Origin of the sequence: Bradyrhizobium shewense (assembly GCF_900094605.1) — a bacterium.
Taxonomy (GTDB): Bacteria; Pseudomonadota; Alphaproteobacteria; order Rhizobiales; family Xanthobacteraceae; genus Bradyrhizobium; species Bradyrhizobium shewense.
In genome coordinates this window covers 808,782-831,056 of record NZ_FMAI01000001.1, presented here as the reverse complement: position 1 = coordinate 831,056, position 22,275 = coordinate 808,782, and the positions used below count along the sequence as shown (strand labels likewise).

The following is a 22,275-nucleotide window of genomic DNA, read 5'->3' as shown; positions in this document are numbered from 1 at the left end:
GAGCAATCACTCCGACACCAGCGCATTCATGTGCTCGACGGCTTCGGCGAAATCTTCCTTGAACTCCTGCACCACCGCGCCCGCCGACTTCACGCTGTCGACCAGCCCGACGCCCTGGCCGACGAAATAGCTGACGAGATCGCGCGCCTTGGCGTTGCCGCCCGCCGCCGCGCGGTCGATCGAGTTGAAGGCATCGCGGCTGATGACGCTTTGCAGCGGCATCGGCAGTGCGCCAGGGCTGTCCGGCGCACGGTCCCAGGCATCGGTCCAGACCGAGCGGAGCTGCCGCGCCGGCTTGCCGGTGCGGCCTTTCGAGCGGACTGCATCACGGGAAGAGGCGGCGATCATCTTCTCGCGAAAGATCTCCGTGGTCTCGGCTTCGACGGTGGCCAGCCACACCGAGCCGGTCCAGGCGCCGGCCGCGCCCATCGCCATGCACGCCGCCATCTGCCGCCCCGTCATGATGCCGCCGGCGGCCAGCACCGGCACGTCGCGGATGGGCTTGATCGCCTTGATCACCTCGGGCACCAGCACCATGGTCGAGACCTCGCCGCAATGGCCGCCGGCTTCGGTGCCCTGCACCACGAGAATGTCGACGCCGGCCGCGACCTGGCGGAGCGCGTGCTCCTTGGCGCCGACCAGCGCTGCGACCGGCACGCCGTGCTTCTTGCCCATCTCGATCATCGCCTTCGGCGGCACGCCCAGCGCATTGGCGATCAGGCGGATCGGATGATTGAAGGACACCTCGAGCAATTGCAGCGCCGTCTTTCCGTCGAACGGCTGCGGCTGATCGGCTGCGACCTCCGTGGTCGTCAGCTCGATGTCGTATTTCTTCAGGAGCTCGCGCGTGTAGGTGCGGTGCTCCTGCGGCACGCGCGCTTCCAGGCTCTTCCAGGTGACGTCCTTTTCGCCCGAGGTCGAGATGTTTTCGGGGATCAGCACGTCGATGCCGTAGGGCTTGCCGTCGACGTGATCGTCGATCCATTTCAGCTCGCGTTCGAGCGTAGCCGGCGTGTGCACGGTGGCGCCGAGCACACCGAAGCCGCCGGCGCGGCTGACGGCAGCGACGACATCGCGGCAATGGCTGAAGGCCAGCAGCGGGAACTCTATGCCCAGCATGTCGCAGATCGGCGATTTCATGGCTCTCTCCAGGCGGTCTTCGCGTTCTCGTTGCTTACGCGCGCGAAGCAAGGTGACGCTAGCCGATCGTCACTGACGATGACAGGCCGGATTCGGCGAGGCATCTTGTGTGTAGACGTCGTGCTCTACTCGCAGGCCGCGGCGTCCCAGGTGACGCCGTCATTCCTGGCTCGCCCTGCGGGCGCCCCGGAATGACGGGGAGGGAGCTTGCCATGACGAAACGGTGAGACGCCCCGCCCGGCAATGCATCTCAGAGGGCTTGCCATCGGCCAAGCGGGGTCTAATTAATGCAGGCGCATCTTTCCGCCGGAGCTCCTCGCATGACCGACACTCCCGCCTACGTGCCGCCCAAAGTCTGGACCTGGAACAAGCAAAATGGCGGGCAGTTCGCCAGCATCAACCGCCCGATTGCCGGTCCTACCCACGACAAGGAACTGCCTATCGGCAAGCATCCCTTCCAGCTCTATTCGCTGGCGACGCCGAACGGGGTGAAGGTCACGGTGATGCTGGAGGAACTTCTGGCGCTCGGCCACAAGGGGGCCGAATACGACGCCTGGCTGATCAGAATTGGCAACGGCGACCAGTTCGGCAGCGGCTTCGTCGACATCAACCCGAACTCCAAGATCCCCGCGCTGATGGATCGCTCCGGTCCGGAGCCGATCCGGGTGTTCGAGTCCGGCTCGATCCTGCTTTATCTCGCGGAAAAGTTCGGTGCCTTCCTGCCGAAGGACATCAAGAGCCGCACCGAAGCGATGTCCTGGCTGTTCTGGCAGATGGGCAGCGCACCCTATCTCGGCGGCGGCTTTGGCCATTTCTACGCCTATGCGCCGACCAAGATCGAATACGCCATCGACCGTTTCGCGATGGAGACCAAGCGCCAGCTCGACGTGCTCGACCGGCGTCTTGCCGACAACGAATATCTCGCGGGCAAGGAGTTTACGATCGCCGACATGGCGGTGTGGCCCTGGTACGGCGCGCTCGCCAAGGGGCTGGTCTATGGCGCCGGCGAATTCCTCTCGGTGCAGGATTACAAGAACGTGCAGCGCTGGACCGACCAGATCGCGCAGCGCCCTGCCGTGAAGCGCGGCCGCATGGTCAACCGCGTCTCCGGCGATCCCGCCAGCCAGCTCCACGAGCGGCATGATGCGGGTGATTTCGAGACGAAGACGCAGGACAAGGTCGAGGCGGCGACGTAGGCGGTGCTCACTCTCCGCGAGTCCAAGCGTAGGGCGGATTAGCCGCAGGCGTAATCCGCCATCTTCGTCACGCGAAAGTCGGCGGATTACGCTTCGCTAATCCGCCCTACGATCTTCGTAGGGTGGGCAAAGCGAAGCGTGCCCACCACCTCTCGTATAAGCCGCAATCGTGGGCACGGCGCGCGAAGAGCACGCCTTTGCCCACCCTACGGCATCTGGTCACGCCATGCTCAGTTCGTGGCGACCGACCACCATCCAGTGCACCTCGTCCGGGCCATCGGCAAAGCGCAGATGGCGAACGTCCTGGTACATCTCGGCCAGCGGGGTCCAGTGCGAGATGCCGGTGGCGCCGTGCATCTGGATCGCCTGGTCGATGATCTTGCAGGCGCGCTCCGGCACCATGGCCTTGACCATGGAGACCCAGACGCGGGCCTCCTTGTTGCCGAGCACGTCCATCGCCTTGGCCGCCTTCAGCACCATCAGCCGCATGGCCTCGATCTCGCAGCGGGCCTGCGCGATGATCTGCATGTTGCCACCGAGATGGGCGATCTTCTTGCCGAAGGCTTCGCGGGTGAGGCCACGCTGCACCATGAGGTCGAGCGCCTTCTCGGCCTTGCCGATGGTGCGCATGCAGTGATGGATACGGCCGGGGCCAAGGCGGAGCTGCGAGATCTCGAAGCCGCGGCCTTCGCCGAGCAGCATGTTCTCCTTGGGGACGCGGACATTGTTGAAGCGCATGTGCATATGGCCGCGCGGGGCGTGGTCCTGGCCGAACACATACATGGGCCCGAGCACCTCGACGCCGGGCGTGTCGCGCGGCACGAGGATCTGCGACTGCTGCTTGCTCGGCGCGGCATCCGGATTAGTCTTCACCATCACGATCAGGATCTTGCAGCGGGGATCGCCGACGCCGGAGATGTAATACTTCTCGCCGTTGATCACCCATTCGTCGCCGACGAGCTTGGCCGTCGTCGAGATGTTCTTGGCGTCGGAGGAAGCGACGTTCGGCTCTGTCATGACATAGGCCGAGCGGATCTCGCCGTTCATCAGCGGCTTCAGCCACTTCTCCTTCTGCTCCTTGGTGCCGACGCGCTCCAGTACCTCCATGTTGCCGGTATCAGGCGCCGAGCAGTTCATGCTCTCGGACGCCAGCGGGCTCTTGCCGAGCTCGGAGGCGATATAGGCGTAGTCGAGATTCTTCAGGCCCTGGCCGGTCTCGTCATCGGGCAGGAAGAAGTTCCAGAGGCCTTCCTGCTTGGCCTTGTTCTTGGCCTTTTCCAGCACTTCGAGCTGCTTCGGCGTGAAGCTCCAGCGATCCTCCTTGCCTTCGCCCGCCTTGGCGAACTCGATCGACATCGGCTCGACGGTGTCGCGAATGAACTTCTTGACGTGATCGTAGAGCGGCCGGACCTGGTCCGACATGCGGAGGTCGTTGAGCTCGTCGCCGGGATTGAGGGTGTAGTTGGTGGTGCGGGGAATATAAGTGTGTTTTGTCATTGTTCCTCCCGGGGACGCTGAGATCGTTCTGGGCGCAAGAATAGTCGCAGCGCGGCCAAAGTGCGAGCGCGCATTTTTCACGCGCAGCCATGCCACGCGATGGAATATCGCGAGGGCGTTTGAAATGTTGTTTGAATGGGGGTGGCGAGGCGGCAGGTGCGCGCCTCACTCTCCGCCGTCATCGCCCGACTTGATCGGGCGATCCAGTATCCCAGAGGCGGCAGTGATTGAATCGAGAAAGCCGCGGCGTACTGGATTCCCCGCTTTCGCGGGGAATGACATCGAGGGTGTGGCTAGATCACGCCGGCATCCGATGCATCGCGCAGATCTTGTTGCCGTCGAGGTCGCGCAAATAGGCGAGATACAGTTTGCCGCCCGGGCCCTGGCGGATGCCGGGCGGATCCTCGATCGTTTTTGCGCCCGCCGCGAGGCCCGCCGCGTGCCACGCATCGACTTGCTCCGGCGAATTGCAGGCAAAGCCGATGGTGCCGCCATTCGCGCACGTCGCCGGCTCGCCGTTGATCGGCTTCGACACCGAGAACACGCCGGTCTTGGTGATGTAGAAGATGCGGTGGCCGTCGACCCTGGCCGGCCGCACTTCGAGCGTGCTCAGCAAATCGTCGTAGAACGTCTTGGCCTTGTCGAGATCGTTGGTGCCGATCATGATGTGTGAGAACATTTGCCCATTCCCTTCTGCGCTGACAAAACGAGAAGCCGTAGGGTGGGCAAAGCGCAGCGTGCCCACCACGACATTCGAAAATGCTAACCGTGGGCACGGCGCAAGAGCGCCTTTGCCCACCCTACGAGACTCAAAACGCCGTATAGCCGCCGTCGATCACGAAGGTGTCGGCGGTGTGATACGACGACGCCTTGCTCATCAGATACACCGCGATGCCGCCGAAATCGCTGGCCTCGCCGAAGCGGCGCACCGGAATGCGGGGCATGACGTTGGCGACGAACTTCTCGTTGGCCATGATGCCCGCGGTCATGTCGCTCTTGATCCAGCCAGGCAGGATCGCGTTCGCGGTGACGCCGTGGCGGGCGAGCTCGACGCCGAGCGCGCGGACCAGCGCGTTGATCGCGGCCTTGGTCGCGGCATAATGCTCGTTGCGCGCGGTGCCGAAGATCGAGGCGAGGCTCGAGGTCGCGACCAGCCGGCCGAAGGGATCGCCCGCATTGGCGCGGTCGGTCATATGCTTCGCCGCGGCCTGGAAGGCGTGGAACACGCCGTCGAGATTGGTCGCAAACATCGTGCGCCATTCCTCCTCGGTGCGCTCGATGAAGGAGCGCCGGCCGCCGCCGCCGATGCCGGCATTGGCGAAACAGCCGTCGACCCTGCCGAAGGTGTCGAGCGTGGCCTTCATCGCGGCGTTGACCGAGGCCGGATCGGTGACGTCGCAGACGCGGCTGTCGACCTTGCCTGATAGCGCCGCCATGCTCGCGGTAGCAGCCTTGTTCTTGTCGGGATTGCGGCCCCAGATCGAGACGTTGCAGCCCTGGCCGGCGAGCGCCTGCGCGATGCCGAGGCCGATGCCGCCATTGCCGCCGGTGATCACGGCCACGCGGCCGGAGAGGTCGAAAAGGTTCATGGCGCGTTTCCTGTTTTTGGGTATGCGGCGCATCAGCCGCTGCGCGCAAGATTGCTTGCTATACTCTGATCACCATGGACAAGACCGCGCCAAAAATCAAATATGCGCCCCGGCAAAAGTAATTCCGGTCTGCGAAACTGACGCAGGCCGCAACTCACGAGGAAACCATGCAGTTCAAACACGTCACGCTCGATTTCGATGGCTCGGTCGCGATCCTCAAGCTCGACCATCAGGAGGTGATGAACGCGGTCTCCGTGGATATGCTGGGTGGCCTTGCCGAGGCGCTCGATGCGATCGAGGAGAAGAAGGACGAGGTGCGTTGCGTGGTGCTGACCGGCGCGGGCCGCGCCTTCTGCACCGGTGCGAATCTCCAGGGCCGCAACAACCAGTCGAAGAAGACCAAGGCCGGCCTGACGCTGGAGACCGGATTTCATCCGTTCCTGCGCCGCATCCGCAATCTGCACTGCCCGATCGTGACCGCCGTCAACGGCCCGGCGGCGGGCGCCGGCATGAGCTTCGCGCTGCTCGGCGACATGATCCTGTGCGCGCGGTCCTCCTACTTCCTGCAGGCCTTTCGGCGCATCGGCCTCGTGCCGGATTGCGGCTCGACCTGGCTGTTGCCACGCCTCGTCGGCCGCGCGCGCTCGATCGAATTGTCGTTGATGGGCGAGCGGCTGCCGGCCGAGAAGGCGCTGGAATGGGGCCTCGTCAACCGCGTCTATGATGACGGCGTGCTGATGGAGGAGGCGATGAAGCTCGCGCGCGATCTCGCCAGCGGCCCGACGGTGGCGCTGTCGCTGATCCGCAAGCTCTATTGGGACAGCCCGGAAAATTCCTTCGAGGATCAGCTCAATCTCGAATTCCAGTGCCAGCTCCGCGCCGGCGACACCCAGGATTTCCACGAGGGCGTCGGCGCGTTCCTGGAAAAGCGGCCCGCGCAGTTCAAAGGCAAATGATCGAGGCCGAGCTTTCCCGCAGCGTCCGGCGCTGGTGCAAGGGCGCGACCGGCGTCACTGGCGCGGCCAAACTGTCGGGCGGTGCCAGTCAGGAAACCTGGCGCTTCGACATCACGCATCCCGATTGTGTGATCGGCGCGATCTTGCGCCGCTCGCCGAAGGGTTATGGCGCGGCGCCCACGCGCGCGGCCGGCCTTGCCGCAGAAGCGCAGCTGATGCAGCTCGCTTATGAAGCCGGCGTGCCGTCGCCGCGCGTGATGCATGTGCTCCTGCCGGCGGATGGTCTCGGCACCGGCTTCATCATGCAGCGGGTCGAGGGCGAGACCATCGCGCGCAAGATTCTTCGCGATGACGAATATGCGGCGGCGCGGCCGCATCTCGCGCGCCAGATCGGCGGCATTCTCGCGGGCCTGCATCGCCTGCCAAAGGACAAGCTGCCTGAGCTTCGCAGCAGGTCGGCGACCCAGGAGATTTCCGAGTTCGAGCGCGATTATCGCAGCCTGGACTGGCCCAAGCCGGTGTTCGAGCTGGCGCTGCGCTGGCTGCGCGACAACGATCCGGGTCCGTCGGCCGAGGAGACGCTGGTGCACGGCGATTTCCGCAACGGCAATCTTATCATCGGCCGCGATGGCGTGCGCGCGGTGCTCGACTGGGAGCTCGCCCATCTCGGCGATCCCATGGAGGATCTCGGCTGGGTCTGCGTCAACTCCTGGCGGTTCGGAGAAATCGACAAGCCCGTCGGCGGCTTTGGCTCGCGCGAGGAGTTGTTCGCGGGTTATGAGGCCGCGGGCCGCCAGGTCGATCCCGCGCGCGTGAAATTCTGGGAAGTCATGGGCACGCTGCGCTGGGGCATCATGTGCGGCGGCATGATGCAGCGCTTTCGCGAGGGCCCTGACCATTCCATGGAACGCGCCATGATCGGCCGCCGTGCGAGCGAGACCGAGATCGATCTATTGCGGCTCTTGGCGCCGCGCGGGAGCTGACGCATGCAGGACGAACCGACCCCGATCGAGCTGACCAAATCGGTCGCCGATTTCTTGCGCAATGACATCACGCCGCTGATCTCCGGCCACCAGGCCTTCAAGTTGCGGGTGGCCGTCAACATCCTCGATCTCGTGACGCGGCAGCTGACGCGGGAGGAGGGGAGTGATGCTGCGGAAGTGGTGCGCCTGCGCGCGCTGCTCGGCATGGACGGATCGGTAACCGAGCTCAACCACGCGCTCGCCGAGCGCATCGCCAACGACGAGGTTGACCTCGCAACGCCGGGCCTAGCCGAGCACCTGTGGGCGACCACGATGGACAAGCTCGCCGTCGATCAGCCGAACTACGCGTCGTACAAAAGGGAGCTGGGGCGCGATTCGTAGGATGGGTAGAGCGCAGCGAAACCCATCATCTCAGGTTTCGCTCTGCCATCGATGGGTTTCGCTGCGCTCTACCCATCCTACGCAGCTGTCGCGAGGCGGCTAGACCTCTCCCCGTCATTGCGAGGAGCTCTTGCGACGAAGCAATCCAGAGCCTTTCCGCGGATGCATTTCTGGATTGCTTCGCTGCGCTCGCAATGACGGCGGAAAGACCGCCTACTTCCCCACCCATTTCGGCGGCCGCTTCTCCGAGAACGCCTTCGGGCCCTCGATGTAGTCCTGCGAGGCCACCATCGCCTTCACCGCCGGATAATCCCGTTGCTCCTCGATCGCCTGCTCCAGCGAGACGCCGAGCCCCTTCTGGATGGCCTGCTTCGAGGCGCGGATCGACATCGGCGAGTTCTTGGTGATCATGTCCGCCCAGCGCAGCGCGCCCGACAGCGCCTCGCCCTGCGGCACCACCTCGTTGACGAAGCCGAGCTCATGGCCTTCCTTGGCGCTGACATGGCGTGCGGTGAGGATCATACCCATGGCGCGCTTCAGCCCGATCTGCCGCGGCAACCGGTGCAGGCCGCCGGCGAGCGCGGCAAGGCCGACGCGCGGCTCGGGCAGGGCGAAGGTCGCATTCTCCGAGGCAATGATGAGGTCGCAGGCGAGCGCGATCTCGAAGCCGCCGCCCATGGCGACGCCGTTCACCGCCGCGATGATCGGCTTGTCGCAGTCGAAGCGCGCGGTGAGGCCGGCAAAGCCGCCCTTGTCCCAACCGCGTTTTCCTCCCGCCGCCTGCCACTTCAGATCGTTGCCGGCGCAGAACGCCTTGTCGCCGGCGCCCGTGACGATCGCGACCCACTGCTCGGCATCCGCCGAGAAATCGTCGAACACCTTCTGCAGCTCGAAATGCGCATCGGTGTGCAGCGCGTTGTAGACCTCGGGACGCGACAGCGTGACGATCGTGATCGGCCCCTTGCGTTCCACCAAATTTCAGCTCCATCGCGCGCTCCCGCATTTTCTCGTGAAGGAATATTGACGGCATAGTACCGCGCGTCGGCGCTGGAGCACCATCGAATTGCGCTGGTGCGCCTTGCGTGCCTCACACGCCTCGCTTTGCTTGACTTGCACGCGCTCTTCTCCGCTTAATCGTGCGAAGCAAAACGCGCCTAGCGCCTTAACGCAAAACGACAAAATCAATCCGGGAGAGAACCTGTGGATTTCTCATTGCCAGCCGATCTCGTCGCCTATCTCGGAGAGCTCGACCGTTTCATCGAACGCGAGATCAAGCCGCTGGAAGAGGCCGACGACAACATCCGCTTCTTCGATCACCGCCGCGAATGGGCGCGCACCGATTTCGAGAATGGCGGCCTGCCGCGGCATGAATGGGAAGCGTTGCTGCGCAAGGCCAAGGATCTCGCCGACGCCGCCGGCCACCTGCGCTTTCCGGTGCCGAAGCAGTATGGCGGCAAGGATGGCTCCAACCTCTGGATGGCCGTGATCCGCGAGCACTTTGCCGCGAAGGGTCTCGGCCTGCACAACGATCTGCAGAACGAGCACTCCGTCGTCGGAAACTTCCCCGTTGTCACCATGCTCGACCGCTACGGCCGCGACGACCAGAAGGCGATGATCGACGGCTCGATCAAGGGCAAGTACCGCATCACCTTCGGTCTCACCGAGCCGCATCACGGCTCGGACGCCACCCACATGGAGACGCGCGCGGTGCCGGCCACCCGCGACAACGTCAAGGGCTGGATCATCAACGGCGAGAAGATGTGGACCACAGGCATGCACGTCGCGACGCATTGTGCGCTGTTCGCGCGTACCAGCGGTAATGACGGCGATGCCCGCGGCATCACCTGCTTCCTGGTTCCGGCCAAGAGCCATGGCGTCAAGGTCGAGGAATACATGTGGACCTTCAACATGCCGACCGACCACCCCCGCGTCAGCTTTACCGACGTGTTCGTGCCTGAGGATGCGCTGTTCGGCGAGGTCGGCCGCGGCCTGTCGCTGGCGCAGTGTTTTGTCCATCAGAACCGCATCCGTCAGGCTGCGAGCTCGCTCGGCGCGGCGGTCTATTGCATCAACGAGAGTGTGAAATACGCGCGCGACCGAAAGCCTTTCGGCCGGGCGCTCGCCGAGAACCAGGCGATCCAGTTCCCACTGGTCGAGCTTGCGACGCAGGCCGAGATGCTGCGCCTTCTGATCCGCAAGACCGCCTGGGAGATGGATCAGCTCACCGAGGAGCAGATCGAGCGTACGCTCTCGGACCGCGTCTCGATGTGCAATTACTGGGCAAACCGCCTCTGCTGCGAATCCGCCGATCGCGCCATGCAGGTCCATGGCGGCATGGGCTATTCGCGCCACAAGCCGTTCGAGCACATCTACCGCCACCACCGCCGTTATCGTATCACGGAGGGCAGCGAAGAGATCCAGATGCGGAAGGTCGCGGGGTTCCTGTTCGGCTATATGGGCCCGGGGAAGCACTAGCGGCCTGCACCGCTCTCGTAGGGTGGGCAAAGCGGAAGCGTGCCCACCACCTCGCTCGCGACTGTTGAAGAATGGTGGGCACGGCGCTTCGCGCCTTTGCCCACCCTACGGCACTGCGGATCAATTCACCCGCCGGTCCTTCCCCGCCCAATACGGCTCCCGCAATTGCCGCCGTAAGATCTTGCCGCTCGGATTCCGCGGCAGCGCCGGCAAGAACTCCACGCTCTTCGGCGTCTTGTAGCCGGCGATCCGCGTCCGGGTGAAGTTGATGATGTCGGTGGCGCTCGCCTGTTTGCCGGGCTTCATCACCACAACCGCTTTCACCGCCTCGCCCCATTTGTCGTCGGGCACGCCGATCACGGCGGCTTCGGCGACGTCAGGATGATCGCACAGCGCGCTCTCGACCTCGGCGGGGTAGATGTTCTCGCCGCCCGAGATGATCATGTCCTTGATGCGGTCGTGGATGTAGAGATAGCCGTCCTCGTCCATGTAGCCGGCATCGCCGGTGCGCAGCCAGCCGTCGCTGCGCAGCGTCGACGCCGTCGCCTCCGGCAAATTCCAGTAGCCCGCCATGTTGGAGCCCGAGCGCGTCGCGATCTCGCCGACCTCTCGTGGCGGCAACGGCTTGCCGTCGACGTCGAGGATTGCGATCTCGATACCCGGCAGCGCCTTGCCGGCCGAGCGCATCCGCTCCAGCCCCTCGACGTGATCCTCCGGCGGCAGCGCGACGATGGTGCCCGTGGTTTCGGTCATCCCATACAGCTGCACGAAGCCGCATTTGAAGACCTCGATGCACTCCTTCAGCAGCGCCGCCGGTATCGGTGAGGCGCCATAGAGCATGTATTTCAATCGTGAAAAGTCCACCGTCCTGGCACGCGGCTGCCGCACCACGAACTGCATCGCCGCCGGCACCATGAACAGTTTTGTGATGCCTGATAGCTCGAAGAAATCCAGAACCTTGGTCGGATCGAACTCGCGCGCGATCACGCCGCGGGCGCCGTGATAGAGGCCCATCACGCCCCAGCCGGAACCGCCGATGTGGAAGACCGGCATCGCCACCAGCGAGACGTCGTCGGTCGACCACCGGTTCCACTCCGGCTTGTCCTCGGCATTGCCGGATTGCACGAGGTTGAGGAAGTTGGCGTGGCTCAGCATCGCGCCCTTCGGCTTGCCCGTGGTGCCCGATGTGTAGAGCTGGATCGCGATGTCTTTCGTGTTGATCGGCACCCCGGGATCGTCGCCGCTCTGCGCATTGCGCCAGGCCGCAAAATCCTGCCATTCCGGCGCGCCGCCTTCCGTGGTGATAACCGTGCGCACGCCCGGCAGCTGATCCCTGATCTGGCGGACCTGCGTGATGAACTCCGGCCCGACGAACAGCACCGCGGCTTTGCAATCTTCGACGATGAAGGCGACCTCGGGCCCCGCGAGCCGCCAGTTCACCGGCGCCGTCACGACGCCGGCCTTCATCGCGCCCATCAGCAGCTCGAAATAGAGGTCGCTGTTCTTGCCGAGATAGGCGATGCGGTCTCCCTTCTTCACGCCCATCGCAATCAGCGCGTTGGCGACCTTGTTGGTCCTCGCGTCGAATTCGGCAAAGCTGGTGAGGCGGCCCTCGAACTCGTAGGCGATGGCGTTGCCGCGACTTTTGGCGCGTTCGCGCACCATGTCGGCGAGAGTTGCCAATGGCTGTGTGAACATGTTTCTCCCGTGGCGTCTTGTTTTTATGCCCGGGAGTGTGGCGTCATCCGCGGGGGAAGACAAGGTGGGAGACGGCGGTTGGTGTCCCGGACGCGCTGCAGCGCATAGCGCTGCTGCGCAGAGCCGGGACCCATTCTTCTCTTTTATCCGAAGCGTTCTGGGCCCCGGCTCAGCAGCGCACCACGCCGCAAGTGCGGCGCGCTGCGCTGCGTCCGGGGCACGAGAGTGTGCTACCCCCGCTTCGCCCGGTCCTTCTCGTTCTGCACCATGATGCTCTCGCGCGCGGTTTTCCAGTCGTCGTCGCTCCAGTCGCGGAGCTGGTAGAAATTGCCGCCCATAGCCAGCGCCTGCGCGCCGTCCATGGCGATGGTCTCGCCGTTGATCCAGTCGCAGCCGCCGGAGATCAGGAACACGGCGACGTTTTGCAATTCCTCCATTGTGCCGACGCGGCCCATCGGGTTCATCGCCTTGGTGCGCGCGCCAGCCTCGTCACCGGGCTTGATGCGCTTGCTCATGCCCTCGGTCGGGATTTCGCCGGGCGCGATGGTGTTGAGGCGGATGCCGTATCGGCCCCATTCGGCCGCGAGCGACATCGTCATGGCGTGGATCGCCGACTTGCTCATCGCCGACGGCACGACGTAGGGCGAGCCGTTGCGCACCCAGGTCGTGGTGATCGAGACCACGTTGCCGGGTTGCCTGGCCGCGATCCAGCGCTTGCCGATCGCCTGGGTCACGTAGAACGTTCCGTGCATGACGATGTTGGCGACGGCATCGAAGCCGCGCGGCGACAGGTCCTCGCTGCGCGAGATGAAATTGCCGGCGGCGTTGTTGATGAGGTCGGTCAGCGGCGCGTCGCGGAAGATGGTCTCCACCATCTCCTCGACCGCGAGCGCGTTGCGGATGTCGACACCGTGACTGGTGACGCGGCCGCCATACTCGGCCATCAGCTCGGTCGCGGTCTCGTCGCAGACGATCTTGCGCCGGCCGCAGATATGCAACTCGGCGCCGAGCTGGAGGAAGCGCGCCGCCATCGACTTGCCGAGCCCAGTACCGCCGCCGGTCACGAGAATGCGCCGTCCGGCCAGAAGATTTTCCTTGAACATGGCTGTTTCTCCCGTACGGATTGTCAGTTAATTGGTCGATTGACTAAATCCGGCCGCCGGCTTCCTGTAAAGCGGCACTGAACAAGAACAGGCAAGAACTAGGGGAGAATTCATCCATGGAAGAGCGCGTCTCGATCTCGATCTCGGAAGGCGTCGCCGATGTGCGCCTGATGCGCGCCGACAAGATGAACGCGCTGGATCAGGCGATGTTCGAGGCCCTTGTCGCCGCGACCGACCGGCTTTCGAAGGACAAGAGCGTGCGCGTCGTCGTGCTGTCAGGCGAAGGCCGCGCCTTCTGCGCCGGTCTCGACATGGGCCGTTTTGCCGCCATGGAGGAGAAGGGCGGCAATGGAATTCCGGGTGGCGAAAATCGCGATCTCACCAAGCGGACCCACGGCCAGGCGAATTTTCCGCAGCAGGCGGTGTGGGGTTGGCGTCAGCTTCCGGTTCCCGTGATCGCGGCCGTGCACGGCGTCGCCTTCGGCGGCGGCTTCCAGCTCTCGCTCGGCGCCGACATGCGCTTCCTCTCCGCGGACGCGCGGATGTCGATCATGGAGATCAAATGGGGTCTCGTGCCTGACATGGCGGGGACGCCGATCCTTGCAAGCCTCGTGCGCGACGACATTTTGCGCGATCTCACCTACACCGGCCGCATCTTCTCCGCGCAGGAGGCGATGAGTTACGGCCTCGCCACGCGCATCTGCGACGACCCGCGCGCCGCGGCGCTCGAAGTCGCGCGCGAGATCGCCGGCAAGAGCCCCGATGCGGTCCGCGCGGCAAAACGACTGCTTAACAATCTCTCGGTCGATCCGGGTCCGGCATTGTTGGCGGAGTCGGTGGAGCAGCAGAAGCTGATCGGCAGCGCGAACCAGACCGAAGCGGTGCGCTCGAATCTGGAGAAGCGCGCGGCAAAGTATGTTGACTAACGTTCTCCGTCATGGCCGGGCCTGTCCCGGCCATCCACGTTCTTGCCGAGGCGACGAATAGAACGTGGATCACCGGGACGAGCCCGGTGATGGCGACAAACTGACATCGTCGTCAAACAACAAAGAAAAACAACAATGAGCGAAACGTCCCACTTCCTCGGCATCGTCTCCGGCGAGCGCCGCCGCACCCACACTGAGGTCGCAGCCCGCGCCGACCGCATCGCCTCAGGCCTCGCCAAGATCGGCGTCCGCCAAGGTGATTGCGTTTGCATGCTGATGCGCAACGACATCGCCTTCCTGGAGGCCGCCTACGCCGCGATGCGCCTCGGGGCCTATGGCGTTCCCATCAACTGGCACTTCAAGCCGGAAGAGATCACCTACATCCTGAACGACACCGGCACCGCCGTCCTGATCGGACATGCCGATATGCTGCACGCCTTGCGCGATGCGATCCCTGAGGGCGTCACCGTGCTCAGCGTGCCGACGCCGCCGGAGATCCTGTCCAACTACAAGATCGATCCCGATCATCTGAAGACGCCGGACTTCGCCATCGATTTCGAATCCTGGCTCGCGCAATTCCAGCCCTATGATGGCCCGGTCGTGCCGCAGCCCATGAACATGATCTATACGTCGGGCACCACAGGTCATCCCAAGGGCGTGCGGCGCAATGCGCCGACGCCGGAGCAGCAGGCCGCTGGCGAGCGCATGCGCGCGATGATCTATGGCCTCAAGCCCGGCGCCCGCGCGATCCTGCCGGGGCCGCTCTATCACTCCGCGCCGAACTCGTTCGGCATCCGCGCCGGAACGCTCGGCGGCGCCCTGGTGCTGATGCCGCGGTTCGAAGCCGAAGAATTTCTGGAAGTGATCGAACGCTACAGGATCGACACCATCTTCATGGTGCCGACAATGTTCATCCGCTTGATGAAGCTGCCGGAGGCGGTGCGCAAGAAGTACGACGTCTCCTCGCTGCGCCACGTCATTCACGCCGCCGCGCCCTGTCCGGCCGACGTCAAGCGCGCCATGATCGAATGGTGGGGGCCGGTGATCTACGAATTCTACGGATCGACTGAATCCAGCGCGGTGACGTTCGCGACCTCCGAGGACGCGCTGAAGAAGCCCGGCACCGTCGGCAAAATCTCGCCCGGTGCGGAGCTGCGCTTCCTCGGTGAGGACGGCCGCGTGCTCGGCGTCGGCGAGATCGGCGAGATCTATTCCCGTATGGCCGGGCTTGCCGATTTCACCTACCACAACAAGCCCGAGAAGCGCGCGGAGATCGACCGCGACGGCTTCATCACCTCGGGCGATGTCGGTTACATCGACGCGGACGGTTATGTCTTCATCTGCGACCGCAAACGCGACATGGTGATATCGGGCGGCGTCAACATCTATCCGGCCGAGATCGAGTCCGTGCTGCACGCCGTATCAGGCGTGCACGATTGCGCCGTGTTCGGCATCCCCGATGCCGAGTTCGGCGAGGCGCTGATGGCGGTGGTGGAGCCGCAAGCAGGCGTCATGCTCGAGGCCGCAGGTGTTCGCGCCGCGCTGAAGGCGCATCTGGCAGACTACAAAGTGCCCAAGCACATCGAGATCCGCACCGGCCTGCCGCGCGAGGACTCCGGCAAAATCTTCAAGCGCCGCCTGCGCGATCCCTATTGGGAGCAGGCGGGGCGGAAGATCTGACAATTCGACGAGGACCTGTAGGGTGGGCAAAGCGAAGCGTGCCCACGAAATTCGCTTACGGAGACAGATCGTGGGTACGGCGCAAACGCGCCTTTGCCCACCCTACGAGATCAGGGACAAGGAAACATTTGTCATGAGCGACGCCGCGAACGAAGTCCTCTACACAGTCGCCGATCACATCGCGACCATCACGCTGAACGCGCCGGAGCGGATGAACACGATCTCCGGCCCGATGCTCAACGATCTGGCGCGGCTCCTGACCGAAGCCAACGAGGACAAGGACGTCCGCGTCGTGATCCTCACCGGCAAGGGCAGGGCGTTCTGCGCGGGCCTCGACTTGCGCAAGGAGCGCGACGGCAACGGCCTCAGCGCCGCGTCCTCGCCGACCACGATTAATCTGCGCAACACGCCGCCGACGGTGTTGCAGGCAATGGACAAGCCGACCATCTGCGCCGTCAACGGCGGTGCCGCCGGCTACGGCATGGACACCGCGCTCGGCTGCGACATCCGCATCATGGCGGAAACCGCAAAGCTCGCCGCCGCCTTCGTCAAGCGCGGCGTGGTGCCGGAATCCGGCGGCACCTGGCTGCTGCCGCGCATGCTCGGCTGGGCCAAGGCCTCCGAGCTGATCTTCACCGGCCGCACGCTCGGCGCGCGCGAGTGCCTGGAATGGGGCCTCGCCAACGAGGTCGTGCCGGATGCCGAGCTGATGAACCGCGCCACGGCGGTCGCCCGCGAGATCGCCGCCAACGCGCCGCTGGCGGTGCAGGCCTCCAAGCGCATGATGCGGATGGGTCTCAACGAGAATTTCCACGACCATGTCCACCACGTCTATCTCCAGCTCCTGCCGTTATTCAAAACCCAGGACATGGCCGAGGGCATGAAGGCCTTCATGGAAAAGCGCGAGCCGAAATTCGAGGGGCGGTAGCCGCCCGTAGCCGCCGGTTCGTAGCCTGGATGGAGCGCAAGCGTAATCCGGGACGGTGCTTGTGACAGAATCCCGGATTGCGCGGCGCTCCATCCGGGCTACCTTACCGTCTTAGCAGAGACAGATTTCGTGCCTATATGGACGGGACCATCCACCTGCGGATCATCCCATGGCTCCCGTTTCCATCCTGCTCAACCTGCTCTGGATCCTCTTCGGCGGCGCCTGGATGGCGTTCGGCTGGGTGATCGCCGCGGTCATCATGGCCGTCACCATCTTCGGCCTGCCCTGGGCGCGGGCGGCGTTCAACATAGCCGTCTACACGCTGCTGCCGTTCGGCTCGCGTGCGGTCAACCGCTACGACGTCACCGGTATTGAGGACATCGGCACCGGCCCACTCGGGGTGATCGGCAACATCATCTGGTTCGTGCTCGCCGGCTGGTGGCTGGCGCTCGGCCACTTATTGACCGCACTGGCGCTCGCGATCACGATCATCGGCATTCCCTTCGCCTGGGCCCATCTCAAGCTCGCAGGCATCGCGCTCTGGCCGATCGGCAAGGTGATCGTGCCGGCGTGAGGCTAACTCGTGGCTCGTAGGATGGGTTTCGCAAGTGCACCTCATCCTTCGCGCTGCGGACATCAATGAGCATGCTCCCTCAGGGACGAATGCGAATGATCGTATTTCCCTTGCGTCGCCCGGTCGGATTTAAGGCGGCGACCGCATCGTCGAAGGTCGAGACCTTGCCGATGTTCGTCCGCAGTCGTCCATCCCGCACCCGCTGGACGATCTCACTGAGTTGGGCGCGATCCGACTCGACGACGAAGTCGACCGCCAATCCATCGGAGGGCCGCGCCTCGGCCGGCCCGACGATGGTCACCAGTGTTCCTCCGGCTCGAATGCGTTCTACCGACCGCTTCTGTATGTCACCGCCGATGACATCGAACACCAGATCGACTTTGCCGACGTCTTGCAGCGAGGCTTTGTCGAGGTCGACGAACTCGTTTGCGCCCAGGTCGAGCACCGTTTGACGGTCGGCGGCGCGTCCGGTGCCGATGACGTAGGCGCCGGCCTCTCGTGCGAGTTGCGTCACCATCGATCCGACCGCGCCGGCCGCGCCGTGTGCGAGGATGCTCTGCCCCGATTTGAGACGGCCATGCTGGAACAGCCCTTGCCATGCGGTCAGCCCCGAGATCGGCAGGCTCGCCCCCACTGTGAAGTCGACGTCGCCCGGCAGCGGCGCAAGATTGCGCGCCTCGATCGCCACGTACTCGGCCAGCGTGCCGTCGCGATACCAGTCCGCCAGGCCGAACACCCGCTGTCCTAACACCAGCCCTGTCGTTCCATAGCCAAGAGCAGTGACCATTCCGGCCAGCTCGTGTCCAGGGATCGATGGTGTTCGGTTGCGATCGAGGCGATCAGTCCAGGTCGAAGGCCACGTCAGCTCAGTCGGGACAAATCCCGACGCGTGAACCTGAACCACGACGTCGTTTATCGCAGCCTGCGGCTCGGGCCGGTCCACCAGCTTCATCCCCGCCGTTCCCGCGGCCTGTTCCGTTACAACGATCGCCTTCATTGGATCATCTCCTCAGTCATTGTCTCTTGATGCAACGATTGCAGTCAGCGTGAGCGCGACGGCTATCCACAAACTGCCAGACAGTGCAAGTGTCCGCGATCTGCATTGACCGGGCTCCCACTGAGCCGATCGGGATCGCTTCGGTCGTGGTGCTAGCAGTTAGATGCGTTACGCCCGGTCATGAAACCAGTACCAAGATTGCAAAATTCGGCTGTACCAAGAGCCATTGAGACGGCGAACAGATTGAGCTCGCAGGATGGTAGAGCGCGAGCGAAACCCATCAACCCGACCGTTGACGAGGCATGATGGGTTTCGCAAGGGCTCTACCCATTCTACGCGCAGCTCAGCCGCCTTCGCCCCCAATCCCTCGCGGTGCCGACGGGCAAAACACGCCCCATGCAGGTCAAGGGACAGGGTCGCAAAATATTCTGATTGACCGAATTCGCTCTTTCGGGTAAACCGCAAGACATTCCGGCCCGTCAAAGGGACGTTTCGCGATCGTCACGATACGTAGGCCGGGATGCGATGGACGCGGCAGCGCCGGCGCGTGACGGGATGGCAGGGCGGGCGACCCCTGTGAGCCATCGCGATCCGCGGCACGACACGGCGCGGTCACAGCGTTTCTTTACGGCGTTGGAAGCGAGCACGCGCGAGCTTTCACTGTCCGGGGAGGGACGTCCGCGGACGGCAAAAGCGTGTGGTCCTGACGCCCGGGGTCTGTGCGTCAAGGCTTGCGGTGATGGAGCGGCCCGACCGGGTGCGCGCATCGGTGATCTGCAAGGCGACGGGGGCAATAGTGCATCGCTCCCCGGGGAGAGCGCGCCATAAGCCGTAAAACCATTGCGCAGGGAAGGCCGGGATGTCCCGGCGTCACCTGTGGTCACCCCGCGTGCGTCTTCCGCGTGCGGACCCTGGGTGCCAGCCGGCGCCCGGCCTTCCCTGCGCCCTTTCTCTTCGATGAGGGCGAAACGGACAGCAAAGCTCGGGCGGAATACGCCGCGGGAAGGCGAAGGCGTGTCTATAGAGATAAATGGGAGAGCTCTCGTGCCCCGGACGCAGCGCAGCGCTCTCCCGGCGATGCGAAGCATCGTCCGGTTCAGCGGTGCGCTGCAGAGCCGGGGCCCAGACCTAAGGCAACGGAAGTCGTGGCTTTCTGGGTCCCAGCTCTGCGCAGCAACGCTAAGGGCGTTGCAGCGCGTCCGGGACACGAGCGTGGCCGGCAGTTTGCACCGCCCCCAACTTCGTCTTGCACTGCGGTAGAAAAATATCGCACACTCCACCAGACTGAGGAGCCGTAGGGAGCTCTTGAAGAGGAGCGAGCCATGTCCCTCCAGACCATACCATCCGACGCCACTGAGCATCGCCCCAACCGTCCCGAGGACGTTCAGGTGACGGAAGCGGAAGCCCGCCTGCGGGACGATATCCGCCTGCTCGGGCGTATCCTCGGCGACACCGTGCGGGACCAAGAGGGCGCCGAATTGTTCGACCTGGTCGAGCGCATCCGCCAGACCTCGATCCGGTTCCACCGCGACGAGGACCGGCTCGCCCGCCGCGAGCTCGAGCAGATCCTCGACGGTATGTCGACGTCGGAAACCGTGCGGATCGTCCGCGCCTTCAGCTATTTCTCCCACCTCGCCAACATCGCCGAGGACCAGAACAACATCCGCCAGATGCGCGCCCGCAGCGCAGGCAAGAGCACCGGCGTGCTGGCCGAGACGCTGGCCCATGCCAAGGCGGCGGGCATCGGTGCCGACGCCTTGCGCAGCTTCTTCAAGTCCGCGCTGGTCAGCCCGGTCCTGACCGCGCACCCGACCGAAGTCCGCCGCAAGAGTACCATGGATCGCGAGATGGAGGTCGCCGGCCTGCTCGACCGCCGCGAGCGCGTCGCGCTGACTGCGGAGGAGGCCGATGCCAGTGACGAGCAGCTTCGCCGCGAGGTGCTGACGCTGTGGCAGACCAATCTGCTCCGCCGGACCAAGCTCAACGTGCTCGACGAGGTCGCCAACGGCCTGTCGTTCTATGATTACACCTTCCTGCGCGAGGTGCCGCGGCTGGTCAACGCGCTGGAAGACCGGCTGGAGGAGGGCGGCGAGCAGGCCGCCTCGGAGCTCGCCTCGTTCCTGCGCATGGGCAGCTGGATCGGCGGCGACCGCGACGGCAATCCCTTCGTCACCGCCGACGTGATGCGCGGCACGCTGCGACTGCAGTCGAGCCGGGTGATGCAGTTCTATCTGAACGAGCTGCACGTGCTCGGCTCGGAATTGTCGATCGCGGCGCATCTCGCCGACGTCTCGGAAGAGCTGCGCAACTTGGCGGAACGCTCGCCGGATACCTCGCCGCACCGGAGCGGCGAGCCTTATCGTCTGGCGGTCTCCGGCATCTATGCGCGTCTGACCGCGACGGCCGAAAAGCTCGCGGTCGAGATCACGCGCCGGCCGGTCGGCAAGGGCGCGCCATATGCGAGCGTGAAGGAGCTGCAGGCCGATCTCGATGTGCTGCACCGTTCGCTGATCTCCAACAATGCCCGCGTCATCGCCCGCGGCCGGCTGCGGCTGCTCCGGCGCGCGGTGGATTGCTTCGGCTTCCATCTCGCCCGGCTCGACATCCGTCAGAACTCGGCGGTGCACGAACGCACCATCGCCGAGCTGATGGATGCCGCCAATCCCGGCATGTCCTATCTCGCGCTCGGCGAGGAGGCGCGCATCTCGCTGCTCACCAACGAGTTGCGCTCGACGCGCGCGCTGGTCTCGCCCTTCGTCAAGTACAGCGACGAGACCATGGGCGAGCTCAACGTCTTCCATGCCGCCGCGGAAGCGCATGCGATGTTCGGCTCGGACGCCATTCCCCAATGCATCATCTCGATGTGCAAGGGCATGTCCGACATGCTCGAGGTCGCGGTGCTCTTGAAAGAGGTCGGCCTCGTCCATCCCTCCGGCCGCAGCGCCATCAACATCGTGCCGTTGTTCGAGACCATCGAGGATCTGCAGGCCTCCAGCGGCATCATGGACCGCATGCTGTCGCTGCACGATTACCGCCGCCTCGTCGACAGCCGCGGCAGCGTGCAGGAGGTCATGCTCGGCTATTCCGACAGCAACAAGGACGGCGGCTTCGTCACCTCGGGCTGGGAGCTCTACAAGGCCGAGATCGGTCTCGTCGAAGTGTTCGAGCGGCATCACGTGCGGCTGCGCCTGTTCCACGGCCGCGGCGGCTCGGTCGGCCGCGGCGGTGGTCCGAGCTATGACGCCATCATCGCGCAGCCCGGCGGCGCCGTGAACGGCCAGATCCGCATCACCGAGCAGGGCGAGATCATCTCGTCGAAATATTCCAACGCCGAAGTCGGCCGCAACAATCTGGAGATCCTCGCCGCCGCAACGCTGGAGGCGAGCCTGCTTAATCCGCGCCAGAGCGCGCCGCGCCGCGAATATCTGACCGCGATGGACGAATTGTCGAACCTCGCCTTCAAAGCCTATCGCGGCCTCGTCTACGAGACCGACGGCTTCGTCGATTATTTCTGGGCCTCGACCGTCATCAACGAGATCGCGACGCTGAATATCGGCAGCCGTCCGGCCTCGCGCAAGAAAACCCGTGCGATCGAGGATCTGCGCGCGATCCCGTGGGTGTTCTCCTGGGCGCAGTGCCGCCTGATGCTGCCGGGCTGGTACGGTTTTGGCAGCGCGGTCGAACAGTGGATCGCGGAGCATCCCGACAAGGGCATGCCGTTCCTGAAAGAGCTCTACAGGGAATGGCCGTTCTTCCGCATGCTGCTCTCGAACATGGACATGGTGCTCGCCAAAAGCTCGATCGCGATCGCCTCGCGCTATGCCGAGCTGGTGCCGGACGAAGCGTTGCGCGAGAAGATTTTTGGGCGCATCCGCCGCGAATGGCATTCCTGCATCGAGACGCTTTTGGACATCATGGGGCAGGACCGGCTGCTGCAGGGCAATCCACTGCTGGAGCGCTCGGTGCGCCACCGCTTCCCCTATCTCGATCCGCTCAACCACGTGCAGGTCGAGCTGTTGAAGGAGCACCGCGCGCAGAACCCCGACGAGCAGGTGCTGCGCGGGATTCAATTGACGATCAACGGGATTTCGGCGGGGCTGAGGAATACGGGGTAGGGGCTACACCCTCGGTCGTCATGGCCGGGCTTGACCC

The 22,275-nt window shown here is 64.4% G+C and carries 18 protein-coding genes; 10 read left to right on the top strand and 8 right to left on the bottom strand.

From position 1 onward, the window contains the following. Window positions 1-6: 6 nt before the first annotated feature. Window positions 7-1,140 (bottom strand): nitronate monooxygenase, encoded by a 1,134-nt coding sequence (locus GA0061098_RS03570; RefSeq protein ID WP_091953506.1) that lies wholly within the window; start codon window positions 1,138-1,140, stop codon window positions 7-9. A gap of 320 nt (window positions 1,141-1,460) precedes the next feature. On the opposite strand from GA0061098_RS03570, the gene yghU reads away from it, so the two are divergent. Further along, window positions 1,461-2,336, top strand: coding sequence for a glutathione-dependent disulfide-bond oxidoreductase (gene yghU / locus GA0061098_RS03565; protein WP_091953504.1), 876 nt, complete (start codon window positions 1,461-1,463; stop codon window positions 2,334-2,336). Between the two features lie 219 nt (window positions 2,337-2,555). On the opposite strand, the gene GA0061098_RS03560 is transcribed toward yghU, so the two are convergent. The 3 genes from GA0061098_RS03560 to GA0061098_RS03550 form a co-directional block, all read right to left on the bottom strand. Then, entirely contained in the window at window positions 2,556-3,833 is a 1,278-nt protein-coding gene (locus GA0061098_RS03560; protein WP_091953501.1) for an acyl-CoA dehydrogenase family protein, read from the bottom strand. Window positions 3,834-4,131: 298 nt separating this feature from the next. Further along, window positions 4,132-4,512: a VOC family protein gene (locus tag GA0061098_RS03555; protein WP_165637121.1), complete on the bottom strand. Its 381-nt coding sequence runs from the start codon at window positions 4,510-4,512 to the stop codon at window positions 4,132-4,134. Between the two features lie 130 nt (window positions 4,513-4,642). Then, complete coding sequence (locus GA0061098_RS03550; protein ID WP_165637120.1) at window positions 4,643-5,422, bottom strand: SDR family NAD(P)-dependent oxidoreductase; 780 nt, start codon at window positions 5,420-5,422, stop codon at window positions 4,643-4,645. A 167-nt stretch (window positions 5,423-5,589) separates the two neighbouring features. Between GA0061098_RS03550 and GA0061098_RS03545 the strand changes: the two genes are divergently transcribed. The 3 genes from GA0061098_RS03545 to GA0061098_RS03535 are packed head-to-tail and all read left to right on the top strand — an operon-like array spanning window position 5,590 to window position 7,742. Further along, window positions 5,590-6,378, top strand: a complete 789-nt coding sequence (locus GA0061098_RS03545; RefSeq protein ID WP_091953492.1) for an enoyl-CoA hydratase/isomerase — start codon at window positions 5,590-5,592, stop codon at window positions 6,376-6,378. After that, window positions 6,375-7,361 carry a phosphotransferase family protein gene (locus tag GA0061098_RS03540; RefSeq protein WP_091953489.1) on the top strand — a complete coding sequence of 329 codons (987 nt, stop codon included), beginning with the start codon at window positions 6,375-6,377 and terminating at the stop codon, window positions 7,359-7,361. Before GA0061098_RS03545 ends, GA0061098_RS03540 begins: the two co-directional genes overlap by 4 nt. 3 nt (window positions 7,362-7,364) lie before the next feature. Further along, window positions 7,365-7,742: a DUF6285 domain-containing protein gene (locus tag GA0061098_RS03535; RefSeq protein ID WP_091953486.1), complete on the top strand. Its 378-nt coding sequence runs from the start codon at window positions 7,365-7,367 to the stop codon at window positions 7,740-7,742. Window positions 7,743-7,955: 213 nt separating this feature from the next. Here GA0061098_RS03535 and GA0061098_RS03530 read toward each other — a convergent pair whose 3' ends face one another. Then, window positions 7,956-8,717 (bottom strand): enoyl-CoA hydratase-related protein, encoded by a 762-nt coding sequence (locus GA0061098_RS03530; protein WP_091953483.1) that lies wholly within the window; start codon window positions 8,715-8,717, stop codon window positions 7,956-7,958. Between the two features lie 225 nt (window positions 8,718-8,942). Here GA0061098_RS03530 and GA0061098_RS03525 point away from each other — a divergent pair, with 225 nt between their 5' ends. After that, complete coding sequence (locus GA0061098_RS03525; RefSeq protein WP_091953479.1) at window positions 8,943-10,217, top strand: acyl-CoA dehydrogenase family protein; 1,275 nt, start codon at window positions 8,943-8,945, stop codon at window positions 10,215-10,217. Between the two features lie 120 nt (window positions 10,218-10,337). Here GA0061098_RS03525 and GA0061098_RS03520 read toward each other — a convergent pair whose 3' ends face one another. Continuing rightward, the gene (locus tag GA0061098_RS03520) at window positions 10,338-11,915 is read right to left on the bottom strand and encodes a fatty acid--CoA ligase (RefSeq protein WP_091953476.1); all 1,578 of its coding nucleotides are present in this window, start codon (window positions 11,913-11,915) and stop codon (window positions 10,338-10,340) included. Window positions 11,916-12,145: 230 nt separating this feature from the next. After that, the gene (locus tag GA0061098_RS03515) at window positions 12,146-13,018 is read right to left on the bottom strand and encodes an SDR family oxidoreductase (protein WP_091953474.1); all 873 of its coding nucleotides are present in this window, start codon (window positions 13,016-13,018) and stop codon (window positions 12,146-12,148) included. 116 nt (window positions 13,019-13,134) lie between these two features. On the opposite strand from GA0061098_RS03515, the gene GA0061098_RS03510 reads away from it, so the two are divergent. From GA0061098_RS03510 to GA0061098_RS03495, 4 genes are all read left to right on the top strand, one after another. Continuing rightward, window positions 13,135-13,944, top strand: coding sequence for a crotonase/enoyl-CoA hydratase family protein (locus GA0061098_RS03510; RefSeq protein WP_091953471.1), 810 nt, complete (start codon window positions 13,135-13,137; stop codon window positions 13,942-13,944). 135 nt (window positions 13,945-14,079) lie between these two features. Next, on the top strand, window positions 14,080-15,624 hold the full coding sequence (locus tag GA0061098_RS03505; RefSeq protein ID WP_091953468.1) for an acyl-CoA synthetase: 1,545 nt from the start codon (window positions 14,080-14,082) through the stop codon (window positions 15,622-15,624). A gap of 133 nt (window positions 15,625-15,757) precedes the next feature. Beyond that, window positions 15,758-16,552 (top strand): enoyl-CoA hydratase/isomerase family protein, encoded by a 795-nt coding sequence (locus GA0061098_RS03500; RefSeq protein WP_165637119.1) that lies wholly within the window; start codon window positions 15,758-15,760, stop codon window positions 16,550-16,552. Between the two features lie 169 nt (window positions 16,553-16,721). Further along, window positions 16,722-17,126, top strand: coding sequence for a YccF domain-containing protein (locus GA0061098_RS03495; protein ID WP_091953465.1), 405 nt, complete (start codon window positions 16,722-16,724; stop codon window positions 17,124-17,126). A gap of 79 nt (window positions 17,127-17,205) precedes the next feature. Here the strand turns inward: GA0061098_RS03495 and GA0061098_RS03490 are convergent, their stop codons facing one another. After that, on the bottom strand, window positions 17,206-18,123 hold the full coding sequence (locus GA0061098_RS03490; protein WP_091953462.1) for an NADP-dependent oxidoreductase: 918 nt from the start codon (window positions 18,121-18,123) through the stop codon (window positions 17,206-17,208). Between the two features lie 1,322 nt (window positions 18,124-19,445). On the opposite strand from GA0061098_RS03490, the gene ppc reads away from it, so the two are divergent. Then, window positions 19,446-22,238, top strand: coding sequence for a phosphoenolpyruvate carboxylase (gene ppc, locus GA0061098_RS03485; RefSeq protein WP_091953459.1), 2,793 nt, complete (start codon window positions 19,446-19,448; stop codon window positions 22,236-22,238). Window positions 22,239-22,275 lie beyond the last annotated feature (37 nt).

Bases quoted from the DNA above. Each gene is read 5' to 3' on its own strand.
- GA0061098_RS03500 (WP_165637119.1), top strand. From the start codon at position 15,758: ATGAGCGACGCCGCGAACGAAGTCCTCTACACAGTCGCCGATCACATC.
- GA0061098_RS03515 (WP_091953474.1), bottom strand. From the start codon at position 13,018: ATGTTCAAGGAAAATCTTCTGGCCGGACGGCGCATTCTCGTGACCGGC.
- GA0061098_RS03535 (WP_091953486.1), top strand. From the start codon at position 7,365: ATGCAGGACGAACCGACCCCGATCGAGCTGACCAAATCGGTCGCCGAT.
- GA0061098_RS03510 (WP_091953471.1), top strand. From the start codon at position 13,135: ATGGAAGAGCGCGTCTCGATCTCGATCTCGGAAGGCGTCGCCGATGTG.
- GA0061098_RS03570 (WP_091953506.1), bottom strand. From the start codon at position 1,140: ATGAAATCGCCGATCTGCGACATGCTGGGCATAGAGTTCCCGCTGCTG.
- GA0061098_RS03555 (WP_165637121.1), bottom strand. From the start codon at position 4,512: ATGTTCTCACACATCATGATCGGCACCAACGATCTCGACAAGGCCAAG.
- GA0061098_RS03490 (WP_091953462.1), bottom strand. From the start codon at position 18,123: ATGAAGGCGATCGTTGTAACGGAACAGGCCGCGGGAACGGCGGGGATG.
- GA0061098_RS03560 (WP_091953501.1), bottom strand. From the start codon at position 3,833: ATGACAAAACACACTTATATTCCCCGCACCACCAACTACACCCTCAAT.
- GA0061098_RS03540 (WP_091953489.1), top strand. From the start codon at position 6,375: ATGATCGAGGCCGAGCTTTCCCGCAGCGTCCGGCGCTGGTGCAAGGGC.
- GA0061098_RS03545 (WP_091953492.1), top strand. From the start codon at position 5,590: ATGCAGTTCAAACACGTCACGCTCGATTTCGATGGCTCGGTCGCGATC.
- ppc (WP_091953459.1), top strand. From the start codon at position 19,446: ATGTCCCTCCAGACCATACCATCCGACGCCACTGAGCATCGCCCCAAC.
- GA0061098_RS03505 (WP_091953468.1), top strand. From the start codon at position 14,080: ATGAGCGAAACGTCCCACTTCCTCGGCATCGTCTCCGGCGAGCGCCGC.
- GA0061098_RS03495 (WP_091953465.1), top strand. From the start codon at position 16,722: ATGGCTCCCGTTTCCATCCTGCTCAACCTGCTCTGGATCCTCTTCGGC.
- yghU (WP_091953504.1), top strand. From the start codon at position 1,461: ATGACCGACACTCCCGCCTACGTGCCGCCCAAAGTCTGGACCTGGAAC.
- GA0061098_RS03550 (WP_165637120.1), bottom strand. From the start codon at position 5,422: ATGAACCTTTTCGACCTCTCCGGCCGCGTGGCCGTGATCACCGGCGGC.
- GA0061098_RS03520 (WP_091953476.1), bottom strand. From the start codon at position 11,915: ATGTTCACACAGCCATTGGCAACTCTCGCCGACATGGTGCGCGAACGC.